Source organism: Serratia sp. Sp408 (assembly GCF_057180665.1).
In genome coordinates this window covers 248,252-260,546 of sequence record NZ_JBXUFT010000002.1, presented here as the reverse complement: position 1 = coordinate 260,546, position 12,295 = coordinate 248,252, and the positions used below count along the sequence as shown (strand labels likewise).

10 protein-coding genes are annotated in these 12,295 nt (G+C 57.9%); 8 read left to right on the top strand and 2 right to left on the bottom strand.

Translation table 11 applies throughout. The features are described 5' to 3' along the window. Positions 1–57: 57 nt before the first annotated feature. From mreC to tldD, 7 genes are all read left to right on the top strand, one after another. Complete coding sequence (gene mreC / locus AC2AXP_RS12005; RefSeq protein WP_004958059.1) at positions 58–1,074, top strand: rod shape-determining protein MreC; 1,017 nt, start codon at positions 58–60, stop codon at positions 1,072–1,074. Continuing rightward, on the top strand, positions 1,071–1,559 hold the full coding sequence (gene mreD, locus AC2AXP_RS12000) for a rod shape-determining protein MreD (protein ID WP_004958060.1): 489 nt from the start codon (positions 1,071–1,073) through the stop codon (positions 1,557–1,559). The genes mreC and mreD overlap by 4 nt, the downstream gene beginning before the upstream one ends. A gap of 9 nt (positions 1,560–1,568) precedes the next feature. Further along, positions 1,569–2,153, top strand: coding sequence for a Maf family protein (locus AC2AXP_RS11995; RefSeq protein ID WP_004958062.1), 585 nt, complete (start codon positions 1,569–1,571; stop codon positions 2,151–2,153). Between the two features lie 42 nt (positions 2,154–2,195). Further along, the gene (rng, locus tag AC2AXP_RS11990; protein WP_004958064.1) at positions 2,196–3,665 is read left to right on the top strand and encodes a ribonuclease G; all 1,470 of its coding nucleotides are present in this window, start codon (positions 2,196–2,198) and stop codon (positions 3,663–3,665) included. 75 nt (positions 3,666–3,740) lie between these two features. Further along, complete coding sequence (gene yhdP / locus AC2AXP_RS11985; protein ID WP_039991649.1) at positions 3,741–7,550, top strand: AsmA2 domain-containing protein YhdP; 3,810 nt, start codon at positions 3,741–3,743, stop codon at positions 7,548–7,550. Beyond that, positions 7,547–8,407 (top strand): deaminated glutathione amidase, encoded by an 861-nt coding sequence (gene nit1 / locus AC2AXP_RS11980; RefSeq protein WP_198773871.1) that lies wholly within the window; start codon positions 7,547–7,549, stop codon positions 8,405–8,407. The genes yhdP and nit1 overlap by 4 nt, the downstream gene beginning before the upstream one ends. A 7-nt stretch (positions 8,408–8,414) precedes the next feature. Then, entirely contained in the window at positions 8,415–9,860 is a 1,446-nt protein-coding gene (gene tldD, locus AC2AXP_RS11975; protein ID WP_004958070.1) for a metalloprotease TldD, read from the top strand. 60 nt (positions 9,861–9,920) lie between these two features. On the opposite strand, the gene uriH is transcribed toward tldD, so the two are convergent. Beyond that, positions 9,921–10,853, bottom strand: coding sequence for a uridine-preferring nucleoside hydrolase UriH (gene uriH / locus AC2AXP_RS11970; RefSeq protein ID WP_039991650.1), 933 nt, complete (start codon positions 10,851–10,853; stop codon positions 9,921–9,923). A 38-nt stretch (positions 10,854–10,891) separates the two neighbouring features. Next, a complete protein-coding gene (aaeR, locus tag AC2AXP_RS11965; RefSeq protein WP_004958075.1) occupies positions 10,892–11,803 on the bottom strand; it encodes an HTH-type transcriptional activator AaeR in 912 nt (303 codons plus the stop codon). Between the two features lie 284 nt (positions 11,804–12,087). On the opposite strand from aaeR, the gene aaeX reads away from it, so the two are divergent. Further along, positions 12,088–12,291: a p-hydroxybenzoic acid efflux pump operon protein AaeX gene (gene aaeX / locus AC2AXP_RS11960; protein WP_004958078.1), complete on the top strand. Its 204-nt coding sequence runs from the start codon at positions 12,088–12,090 to the stop codon at positions 12,289–12,291. Positions 12,292–12,295: the final 4 nt, after the last annotated feature.

Below are 12,295 nucleotides of genomic sequence, written 5' to 3'. Positions count from 1 at the left end.
CTATGGCGAACGTCTTGTATGGTGCCTCCTTCTGTTGTCGAGGAACTCGCATAATTTATGAAGCCGATTTTTAGCAGGGGGCCTTCCCTGCAACTACGACTTTTTTTGGCGGTGATCGCGGCTATAGCCCTGATTGTCGCTGACAGCCGGCTCGGTACGTTCGTTAAAATACGCAACTACATGGATACCGCAGTCAGTCCCTTCTATTTTCTGGCCAATGGGCCACGTAAAGTTCTGGACAGCGTTTCGGATACGCTGGCTACCCGCCAACAGTTGGAGCTGGAAAACCGCGCTCTGCGGCAGGAACTGCTGCTGAAAAACAGCGATGTTCTTCTTCTTGGCCAGTTCAAGCAGGAAAACGCCCGCTTGCGCGAGCTGCTGGGCTCGCCACTGCGCCAGGACGAACACAAAATGGTGACCCAGGTGATCTCAACCGGGTCGGATCCGTATAGCGATCAGGTGGTGATCGACAAGGGGTCTGACAATGGCGTGTACGAAGGCCAGCCGGTGATCAGCGACAAGGGCGTGGTCGGCCAGGTGGTGGCGGTGGCGAAGGTCACCAGCCGCGTACTGTTGATTTGCGATGCGTCGCACGCGCTGCCGATCCAGGTTCTGCGTAACGACATCCGCGTCATTGCTGCCGGCAGCGGCTGCGCCGACGATCTGCAACTGGAGCATTTGCCGGGCAACACCGACATTCGCGTTGGCGATGTGCTGGTCACCTCCGGTCTGGGCGGGCGTTTCCCGGAAGGCTATCCGGTAGCGGTGGTTTCGTCGGTGAAGGTGGATAACCAACGCGCGTATACGGTGATCCAGGCTCGACCAACCGCCGGCCTGCAGCGCCTGCGCTACCTGCTGCTGCTGTGGGGCGCCGACCGTAACGGTGATATGCCGTTACCGCCAGACGAAGTTCATCGCGTGGCCAACGAACGCCTGATGCAGATGATGCCACAGGTGCTGCCGCCGGCCGATGCCATGGGACCACCGGCTCCGCTGCCGGCCCCTGCCACCGGCGCGGTTGCTCCGCCTCAGGCGGCCTCGGCCGTTAAACCTGCCGCAGGAACGCTACAATGAATCGCTATCGCAGCCATGGGCGTTGGATCATCTGGCTCTCGTTCCTGATAGCGCTGGTGCTGCAAATCATGCCGTGGCCGGAACAGCTGTATATGTTCCGGCCGTCGTGGCTGGCGTTGATCCTGATTTACTGGGTGATGGCGCTGCCGCACCGGGTCAACGTCGGCACCGGTTTTGTCCTGGGGCTGATCCTGGATCTGATTCTTGGCTCGACGCTGGGCGTGCGTGCGCTGGGATTGGGTATCATCGCCTATCTGGTGGCATTCAAATTCCAGCTGTTTCGCAATATGGCGCTGTGGCAACAGGCGCTGATCGTGGTGCTGTTGTCGCTGGCGATGGACGTGGTGGTGTTCTGGGCTGAGTTTTTAGTGATCAACGTCTCTTTCCGCCCGGAGGTGTTCTGGAGTAGTGTGGTTAACGGCATCTTGTGGCCGTGGCTATTCCTGTTGATGCGCAAAATCCGCCGTCAGTTTGCCGTACAATAAGGGTAAATCATGATTTCGCTTTATCTGGCCTCCGGCTCGCCTCGGCGGCGCGAACTGCTGACCCTGCTGGGCGTGCCGTTTGAGATAGTCCTGACCAACACCGAAGAACAACGGCAAAGCGGCGAGGCGGCACAGGACTATGTGCGCCGTCTGGCACAGGACAAGGCCAGGGCTGGCGTGGCGCAGGCGGTGGAAGATCGCCCGGTGCTGGGTGCCGATACCATCGTGGTGCTCAATGGCCGGGTATTGGAAAAGCCACGTGATGCGGCGCATGCGGCAGAGATGCTGGCGCTGTTGTCTGGCCGGCAACATCAGGTGATGACCGCGGTGGCGATTGCCGATCGGCAGGACGTACTGTGCCAACTGGTGATCACCGATGTCACGTTCCGCAATCTGTCACAGCAGGATATTCACGACTATATTGCTACTGGCGAGCCGATGGATAAAGCGGGGGCCTATGGTATTCAAGGAAAGGGTGGTTGTTTCGTCAGAACGATAACCGGCAGTTATCACGCAGTCGTGGGACTGCCGTTGGTCGAGACACATGAGCTGCTCAGTAATTTTGTCGCATTACGTGATGTAAGAACGGGTTGATGGACGTTGCGATGATCTGTCAACCGGCTCTGAGGAGAAGACATGACAGCTGAGCTATTGGTAAATATCACACCGTCTGAAACGCGGGTCGCCTATATTGACGGCGGAATTCTGCAAGAGATCCATATCGAACGCGAATCCAAGCGCGGCATTGTCGGCAATATCTATAAGGGGCGCGTCAGTCGGGTGCTGCCGGGGATGCAGGCGGCCTTCGTGGATATCGGTCTGGACAAAGCGGCCTTTTTGCATGCCTCGGACATTATGCCGCACACCGAATGCGTTGCCGGCGACGAACAAAAAAACTTCCACGTGCGTGACATTGCGGAGCTGGTGCGGCAGGGGCAGGATCTGATGGTGCAGGTGGTGAAAGATCCACTCGGCACCAAGGGGGCGCGCCTGACCACCGACATCACGCTGCCTTCGCGTTATCTGGTGTTCATGCCCGGCGCGGCGCACGTTGGGGTTTCACAACGTATTGAAAGCGAAGCGGAACGTGACCGGCTGAAGAAAATCGTCGGCGCCTATTGCGACGATCTGGGCGGTTTTATCATCCGTACCGCAGCGGAAGGCATCGGCGATGAAGAATTGGCGCAGGATGCCGCGTTCCTCAAGCGGCTGTGGACCAAGGTGATGGAGCGTAAAAAGCGCAACCAGACCAAATACATGCTGTACGGCGAACTGGCATTGGCGCAACGTATTCTGCGCGACTTCGCCGGTGCTGCTCTGGATCGTATCCGCGTGGACTCGCGCCTGACGCACGATCTGCTGGTGGAGTTTACCGCCGAATACATCCCGGACATGAGTAGCAAACTGGAGCTGTATACCGGTAGCCAGCCGATCTTTGATTTGTACGATGTCGAAAACGAAGTCCAGCGCGCGCTGGAACGCAAAGTGGAGCTCAAGTCGGGCGGTTATCTGATCATCGATCAGACCGAAGCCATGACCACCATCGACATCAATACCGGTGCTTTTGTCGGCCACCGCAATCTTGATGAAACCATCTTCAATACCAATATCGAAGCCACGCAGGCGATTGCCCGGCAGCTGCGGCTGCGCAATCTGGGTGGCATCATCATTATTGACTTCATCGACATGAACAATGAAGAACACCGCCGCCGGGTGCTGCATTCATTGGAACAGGCGTTGAGCAAGGATCGGGTTAAAACCACCATCAACGGCTTCTCGCAGTTGGGACTGGTGGAAATGACCCGCAAGCGAACGCGCGAAAGCATTGAACATGTGCTCTGTCATGATTGTCCTACCTGCAATGGTCGCGGTACGGTCAAGACGGTCGAAACCGTGTGCTATGAAATTCTGCGTGAAATTGTACGAGTGCATCACGCCTATGACTCCGATCGCTTCCTGGTCTATGCTTCAGCAGCGGTAGGCGAAGCGCTGAAGAGCGAAGAGTCACATGCATTGGCAGAAGTGGAAATCTTTGTCGGTAAGCAGGTAAAGGTGCAAATCGAACCGCTGTACAGTCAGGAACAGTTCGACGTAGTGATGATGTAAGCTGTCGATCGATAAGGGTTCAGCCGGCTGAACCCGTTAATTCCCGTTGCCGGGCAGCGGAAGCAAGGAGATATTGTGAGGCGACTGCCTGGGATTTTGTTAGCAACAGGCGCCACGCTCATCGTAGTGGTGGCGTTGCTGATCAGTGGGCTGCGCCTGGCGTTGCCGGAACTGAACAGCTACCGCCCACAATTGCTGGAAAAGATCGCAGCCTTGTCCGGCGTGCCGGTGCAGGCCGATTTCGTGCAGGGCAGTTGGGAAAACTTCGGCCCGACGCTTGAAGTGCGCAACATCCGCGCACAACTGCCAAAAAGCAACCTGCATATCGAACGTGTCACGCTGGCGCTGGATGTATGGCAATCCTTGCTGCACTGGCGTTGGCAGTTTCGCGATCTCACCTTCTATCAATTTCAGCTCGATCTGAACACCACGCTGGGCGGGGATGAACACCAGGGCAGCATTATCGAGCCGGGTACCGTCAGCGATCTGCTGCTCTATCAGTTCGACCATTTCGATTTGCGCGACAGCCGCATTTCCTTCCTCACGCCGTCTGGCCCGCGGGCCGAGTTCGATATTCCGCAGCTCACCTGGCTTAACAGCCACCAACGCCATCGCGCGGAAGGGCAAATCAGCCTGTCGACCCTCAACGGTCAGCATGGACTGGTGCGGGTACGTATGGACCTGCGTGATAACAAAGGCCTGCTGAACACCGGGACGGTGTATATGCAGGCCGATGATATCGATCTGAAGCCATGGTTCAGCCGTTGGCTGAAGTCCAATACCGGCCTGGAAAGCGCGGATTTCAGTCTGGCGGCCTGGCTGCAAATACAGAACGGTGAAATATACGGCGGTAACGCCTTGCTCAAGCAAGGGGCGGCCAACTGGACGGTAGCAAAACAGCCGCACCGGCTGGATGTCGATAACCTGTCGCTGGCGTTGAACCGCAAGGGTAATGGCTGGCAGGTGGATGTACCGCAGCTGAACCTGAAAACTGATGGCCAGGCCTGGCCGCAAGGTTCTCTGTCCGGCCTGTGGCTACCGGAAAACGATCGTTTCCTCGGGCCGGAGCAGAGCGAGGAACTGCGTATTCGCGCCAGCGATATTCAACTGGAACGGTTGGCGGCGCTGTTGCCGACCTTCTCGTTCCTCAGCCCCGACGTGCTCGAGCGTTGGAATGATTTACAGCCACAGGGCAAGGTCAACGCGCTGGCGCTGGACATACCGCTCAAACAGCCGGAAAAAACCCGCTTCCAGGCGCGCTGGCACGGCGTCAGTTGGCAGCCCTGGAAGCTGCTGCCGGGGGTTAACCATTTTTCCGGCGCGCTCAGCGGCGGGGTGGAAAATGGCCGCCTGACGCTGGATATGCAGGATAGCGTACTGCCTTACGGCGATATGTTCCGCGCACCGCTGGAGATCAAGCGTGCGACGGGGGCAGTGACCTGGCGCAACAATGCTCAGGGTTGGGAACTGGCGAGCCACAAACTGGACGTCAAAGCCAAATCGCTGTGGGTAAACGGCGATTTCCGTTATCAGCAACCAACCACCGGTGAGCCGTGGCTGAGCATTCTGGCGGGCATCCGGCTGTATGACGGCGCGGACGCCTGGCGCTATTTCCCGGAACCGCTGATGGGTACCCATCTGGTGAATTACCTGAGCGGAGCGATTCAGGGCGGTCAGGTGGACAATGCGTCGCTGATTTTTTCCGGCAATCCGCATCATTTCCCCTTTGAGAAGAATGAGGGGCAGTTCGAAGTCTACGTCCCGCTACGTCAGGCGACCTTCCAGTTCCAGCCGGGCTGGCCGGCGTTGACCGATTTGGCAATTGACCTCGACTTCCTGAATAACGGTTTGTGGATGAATGCTCCGGCCGCCAAACTGGGCAAGGTCAGCGGCAAGAATATCAGCGCCATCATCCCGGACTATCTGAAAGAGCGGCTGTTGATCGATGCAGAAGTGGCTGGCGCCGGCCCGGACGTGCATGACTATTTCATGCAGACACCGCTGCACGATTCGGTCGGTACGGCATTGGAGGAGCTGCAGATTGGTGGTGATGTCAGTGGGCGCTTACATCTAGATATCCCCTTGAATGGTCAGCAGGTTGCCGCCAAGGGTGAAGTGACGTTGAACAACAATTCGCTGCTGGTGAAACCGCTGGGCAGCACGCTTGACAAGCTCAACGGTAAATTCCGCTTCGACAACGGCAATCTGTCCAGCGATACCCTGACGGCGAATTGGTTCGGCCAACCGGTGGCGGTGAACTTCACCACCGAAGAAGGCGCACAGGCGTATAAAGTCAACGTTGGCCTGAAGGGCGACTGGCAGCCGAGCAAGTTCCCCGGTATGCCGCCAGAGGTTGCCGAGGCGCTCGGCGGTAGCGCGCCGTGGAACGGCAAGGTGGCGATTAACCTGCCGCACGGCGGGGCGGCGAGTTACGATATCGGCGTTAACGCCGAGCTGAAGAATGTGAGCAGTCACTTACCTTCTCCGCTCGACAAACCGGCGGGTGAGTCGCTGCCGCTGAGCGTAAAAGTCAACGGCGGGCTGAACGGGTTCAACCTGACGGGTAGCGCCGGCAAGCAGAATCACTTCAACAGCGAATGGTCGTTTGCCAAACAGCAGGTCACCCTGGCGCGCGCCGCATGGCGTAACGGGCCGGGCACGCCGCCGCTGCCACCAAGCAAATCGCTGACGCTGAACCTACCGCCGCTGGACGGCGAAAAATGGCTGGGGCTGTTGGCGCCGGCGATGAAACAGGGCGGCAGCAGCGGCAAAGTGGGCAGTTTCAATTTCCCGACTACCGTGGCGCTGACGACTCCGCAATTGCTGTTGGGGGGACAGGCGTGGCATAAGTTGCAATTGGCGGTACAGCAACAGCTTGGCGGCGTCACCGTTGACGTCAAGGGCGAGGAGATTGACGGCGCGCTGCGGGTGGCCGACAGCGGCCCGTGGCGGGCGAATATCAAATACCTTTACTACAACCCGCAGTTTGGTGATGAGCACAGTACGCCGACGGCCACCAACCCACTGGCCGCGGCGGACCGGGTGTCGTTCCGTGGTTGGCCTTCGTTGATGCTGCGCTGTCAGTCCTGCTGGATTATGGGGCAGAATCTCGGCAAGGTAGAGGCGGATGTGACCTCGGCGGGCGACACGCTTACGTTGCAACACGGGCTGATCGATACCGGCAAGGGGCGGATGACCGCCACCGGCCTGTGGAAGCAGAATGATACGGAAGAACGTACGGCTCTGAAGGGCAAATTGTTGGGCAGCAAGATTGATGAGACCGCCAGCTTCTTTGGCCTCACCACACCGTTGAAAAATGCCCCTTACGATGTGGATTTCGATCTGCACTGGCGTGGCCAGCCGTGGAAGCCGGAGGTCAATAGCTTCAATGGCACCATGAAAATCGACATCGGCAAGGGCGAGATCGACAGTCTGGGCGGCGGGCGTGCCGGGCAGTTACTGCGTCTGGTCAGCTTCGATGCCTTGCTGCGCAAGTTGCAGTTCGACTTTAGCGATACCTTCGGCAAGGGTTTTTACTTCGATTCCATTCGCAGCACGGTATGGTCGAAAGATGGCATAATGCATACGGATAATCTATTGGTTGACGGCCTGGCGGCGGATATCGCCATGAGCGGTCAGGTCGATCTGGTAAAACGCCAGCTCGACATGGAAGCGGTTGTCGCGCCAGAGATTTCCGCCACGGTGGGCGTTGCCACCGCATTCGTGATTAACCCGATCGTGGGCGCCGCGGTGTTTGCCGCATCGAAGGTGCTGGCACCGCTATGGAACAAGATTTCGCTGATTCGCTATCACATCAGCGGCAGTATGGATCAGCCGAAAATCAACGAGGTTTTGCGCAAGCCAAAAGAGGATAAGGCGTCATGAGAAATGCGAACGTTGCGTTGTTACAACTGTGCAGTGGCGATCAGGTACGGGATAACCTGGCGCAGATTGAGCAGCAAATCAAGCAGCTCAATGCGGGAGTAAAACTGGTCATGACGCCGGAGAATGCGCTGCTGTTCGCCAACGCCGAGGCGTATCGCCACCATGCGGAAAGCGAAGGTGACGGCCCACTGCAACAGGCGGTGCGCGAAATGGCCCGCCGCTATGGCGTGTGGCTGCTGGTGGGCTCGATGCCATTAATCAGCCGCGAAAACCCGCAGCGTATTACCACCAGCAGCCTGCTGTTTGACGATCGGGGCGACATTCGCGCCCGTTACGACAAATTGCACATGTTTGACGTTGATATCAACGATATGCACGCGCATTATCGCGAATCGGATACCTACCAGCATGGACAGCAGCTGACGGTGGTGGATACGCCGGTAGGGCGTCTGGGCATGACGGTATGCTACGATCTGCGTTTCCCCGCGCTGTATCAGGCGCTGCGCGATCAAGGGGCTGAACTGATTTCCGTGCCGGCGGCGTTTACCCGCGTTACCGGTGAAGCCCACTGGGAAATCCTGCTGCGCGCGCGGGCAATTGAAAACCAGTGCATCCTGCTGGCGCCGGCGCAGGTGGGCCGGCATGGTCTGACGCGCCGTACCTGGGGCCACACGATGGCGGTGGACGGCTGGGGCAAGATCCTGGCCGAGAACCCGGACGCGGTTTCTGCGCTGAAAGTCCGTGTCGACACCGGCGTGCTGAAAACCATGCGCGCCCAGATGCCGGTGCAGCAGCACAACAGATTCCAGACGTCGCTGACGGCGCCGTTTGAAAACACATCCTCCAATAAAGAGTGAAGAAATTATGAGTTTGACGCTTGTCAGTGAACACTTACTTGCTGCGAATAAGCTGAGTCATCAGGACCTGTTCGCCGTATTAGGGCAACTGGCCGAGCGCCGCATCGACTATGCCGATCTGTATTTTCAGTCCAGCTATCACGAAGCGTGGGTGATTGAAGACGGTATCATTAAAGATGGCTCTTACAATATCGATCAGGGCGTCGGCGTGCGTGCGGTCAGCGGTGAAAAGACCGGATTTGCCTATGCCGACCAGATCACCCTCAATGCGTTGCAGCAAAGCGCGCAAGCGGCGCGCAGCATTGTACGCGAGCAGGGCGACGGCAAAGCCCGTACCCTGGGTGAAATCAGCCACCCGGCAATGTACTCGCTGCTCGATCCGCTGCAAAGTCTGCCGCGCGAAGAGAAAATTGCGTTGTTGCATCGGGTGGATAAAGTGGCCCGCGCCGCCGACAAGCGGGTGCAGGAAGTGAGTGCCAGCATTACCGGCGTGTATGAGCAGGTGCTGGTTGCCGCTACCGACGGCACGCTGGCGGCAGACGTTCGTCCCTTGGTGCGTCTTTCGGTCAGCGTGCTGGTCGAGGAAGACGGCAAGCGCGAGCGCGGCTCCAGCGGTGGCGGCGGTCGTTTTGGCTATGACTACTTCCTGGAAGTGGTCGGCGGTGAAACGCGTGCCGACGCCTTTGCCAAAGAGGCGGTGCGCATGGCGTTGGTGAACCTTTCCGCCATTGCCGCGCCGGCGGGCGGCATGCCGGTGGTGCTGGGCGCCGGTTGGCCTGGCGTGCTGCTGCACGAAGCGGTAGGACACGGGCTGGAAGGCGATTTTAACCGTCGCGGTACGTCGGTGTTCAGCGGTCAAATGGGGCAACTGGTGGCATCCGAGCTCTGTACCGTGGTGGATGACGGCACGCTGCAAGGGCGTCGCGGCTCACTGGCTATCGACGATGAAGGCGTGCCGGGTCAATATAATGTGTTGATCGAAAACGGCATTCTGAAAGGCTACATGCAGGACAAACTCAACGCGCGTCTGATGGGCGTTGCGCCGACCGGCAATGGTCGGCGGGAATCTTACGCCCATCTGCCGATGCCGCGCATGACCAACACCTATATGCTGGCCGGCAAGTCGACACCGGAAGAGATCGTCGCCAGCGTAGAATATGGCCTGTATGCACCGAACTTCGGCGGCGGCCAGGTGGATATCACCTCAGGTAAGTTCGTGTTCTCCACGTCGGAAGCCTATCTGATCGAAAACGGCCGCATCACCAAACCGGTGAAGGGGGCAACGCTGATCGGTTCGGGGATCGAAGCGATGCAGCAGATATCGATGGTCGGCAACGATCTGGCGCTGGACAAGGGCGTCGGCGTTTGCGGCAAAGAGGGGCAAAGCCTGCCGGTCGGCGTGGGTCAACCAACGCTGAAGCTGGATAATCTGACCGTGGGCGGTACCGCGTAACCCTCTGTCATTGCAATAATAAAGGGCGCACAGGCGCTCTTTATTGTTGATGTCGAGGTCTCAGCCAATCCTTTCCAGCGCGTCCACCACCAGACCCCAGAACTTGTCTTGATCCAGCGTCATGGCTACCTGGGTATGGCAATCCTGCGGCGCAGGAAAACGGAAGTCCGCCACCGTCATGCCCAGCGTCAGGGTGCCGGTCAGTTCAATATCTATCGGTACCTTGCGTACCGTCATCACGCTCGGATCGATAACATAGGCGACCGCGCACGGGTCGTGAACCGGCGGTGCGTCAAACCCCTGCGCCTGTCGATACATCTGGCCGAAAAATTGCAGCAGTTCACCGACAAAGGTCGCCGGCGCGCTATCAATGGCGGCAATGCGCTGGCAGACCTGCGGCGTAGCGAGCGCCTGGTGGGTCAGATCCAGCCCCACCATGGTCAGCGGCCAACGTTCATTGAACACGATATGTGCGGCTTCCGGATCGATCTTGATATTGAACTCCGCCACCGCGCTCCAGTTGCCGACGTGATAGCCACCGCCCATCAGCACCACCTCCTTCACCCGCTCGGCGATGCGTGGCTCTTTGCGTACCGCCATGGCGATATTGGTCAGGCCACCGGTGGGTACCAGCGTCACGCTGCCTGGCGGATGAGCCATCACCGTGTCGATGATTACATCGATGGCATGTCGCGCATCCAGCGTCAGCGTGGGATCGGGCAACCGTGGGCCGTCCAGCCCCGACTCGCCATGAATATCCGCCGCGACTTCGATATTGCGCACCAGCGGCCGCGAACAGCCGGCGGCAAACGGCACACCGGTAATATTGGCGATGCGCGCCACCGCCAGCGCGTTGCGCGTGACCTTATCCAGCGTCTGGTTGCCGACCACCGTGGTTACCGCCAGCAGCTCAATCTCCGGGTTGCCCCAGGCGAGCAGCAGGGCGATGGCGTCATCATGTCCGGGATCGCAGTCCAATATGATTTTTTTCATTTTTATTCCCATTGCACACAGCGGCAGCGCGGTTGGCGTTAACGATATTCTTGATAGACTTCGCTCACTTTTTTGAAGTATTCAGTTAAGTAATTAATGCAGACTTCCACCTTGAGCGGCAGCTTGTCCTTTTCGGTATACAGCGCGTACACCGGCCGTGGATCCGAATGGTAGCGTTTGAACAGGATCTCGATCTCGCCGCGCTTGATCTCTTCGATCACCCACATCAGCGGCGCATAGGCGATGCCGGCGCCGGCTTTCAGCCAGCGGATCATGGTCTGCGAGTCGTTGGTGACGAAGCGTCCCTGCGGCGAAATGCGCGTACTGATGCCCTCGGGGGCAATCAGTTCAAACTCGCTGTCTGGCCGCACGCTGTATTCCAGCCAGGAAAAATTGACCATATCGTTAGGTTTTTGCGGCGTGCCGTGCTGCGCCAGATAGCTTTTGGCGGCGCATATCACCATCGGCATCGAACCGAGGCGTTTTGAAAACAGGCTCGAATCCTGTAACGCACCAACGCGGATCACCACGTCCAACCCATCGGCGATCAGATCCGGTGCCGGAATGCCGGTGACCAGATTGACCGTCAGACCAGGATACTCCTTCAGCATGTCGGCGGTCATGGTTGCCAGCACGTTTTGCGCCATGGTGGACGAACTGCCAATGCGCAACGTTCCGGTTGGCGTATTGTTAAAAGCGTACAGCTGCTCGTGCACCTCGCTCACTTCCTGTAGCATGCGCCGGCAGCCCTGATAGTAAATCTTGCCGGCTTCGGTCAGACCAATGCTGCGCGTGCTGCGGTTAAGCAGCTTCACCTGTAACTCATTTTCCAGTTTGGACACTGTCTGGCTGATGGATGAAACGCTCATGTCAAGTTGACGTGCTGCGGCGGTAAACGACCCGCACTCAACGACTTTGGCGTACACCGACATCCGTTTAAGTCTTTCCATTGTTCACTCTGGCTTAAAAGTGATTTAGATCACAGATTGTTGATGCCTTGATAGTAAGCAGGCTAATATAACGCGGTCAAAGATGCTTTAGCGGCGTCACCGCCCCCCGGTTACCCTCGCATTCCCATTCGCGGACGCAGTTCTGAGTTTAACCCTTTTTCAGGTTCGTGACCTGGACAACCCGTCTGGTCATCACCTTGTGGCGTGCTTCCGCTAGAATGTAAAGAGAATGTGAATGAGTAGGGTGTTTGTTCTCCGGTGTAGTGAACAATAAGGATAAAGTAATGAGTTTGCTTCCGGTTATGGTCATCTTCGGATTGTCGTTTCCACCGGTATTTTTTGAGTTGATCGTCTCGCTGGCGCTGTTCTTTGTGCTACGTCGGTTGTTGCAACCGACCGGCATCTACGACTTTGTCTGGCATCCGGCGCTGTTCAATACCGCGCTGTATTGCTGCCTGTTTTATCTGATTTCGTGTCTTTTCGTTTGAGGTC

What these genes read in the sequence shown, in the direction of transcription:
- mreC (WP_004958059.1), top strand. Translation starts at nt 58, where the DNA reads ATGAAGCCGATTTTTAGCAGGGGGCCTTCCCTGCAACTACGACTTTTT.
- mreD (WP_004958060.1), top strand. Translation starts at nt 1,071, where the DNA reads ATGAATCGCTATCGCAGCCATGGGCGTTGGATCATCTGGCTCTCGTTC.
- AC2AXP_RS11995 (WP_004958062.1), top strand. Translation starts at nt 1,569, where the DNA reads ATGATTTCGCTTTATCTGGCCTCCGGCTCGCCTCGGCGGCGCGAACTG.
- rng (WP_004958064.1), top strand. Translation starts at nt 2,196, where the DNA reads ATGACAGCTGAGCTATTGGTAAATATCACACCGTCTGAAACGCGGGTC.
- nit1 (WP_198773871.1), top strand. Translation starts at nt 7,547, where the DNA reads ATGAGAAATGCGAACGTTGCGTTGTTACAACTGTGCAGTGGCGATCAG.
- tldD (WP_004958070.1), top strand. Translation starts at nt 8,415, where the DNA reads ATGAGTTTGACGCTTGTCAGTGAACACTTACTTGCTGCGAATAAGCTG.
- uriH (WP_039991650.1), bottom strand. Translation starts at nt 10,853, where the DNA reads ATGAAAAAAATCATATTGGACTGCGATCCCGGACATGATGACGCCATC.
- aaeR (WP_004958075.1), bottom strand. Translation starts at nt 11,803, where the DNA reads ATGGAAAGACTTAAACGGATGTCGGTGTACGCCAAAGTCGTTGAGTGC.
- aaeX (WP_004958078.1), top strand. Translation starts at nt 12,088, where the DNA reads ATGAGTTTGCTTCCGGTTATGGTCATCTTCGGATTGTCGTTTCCACCG.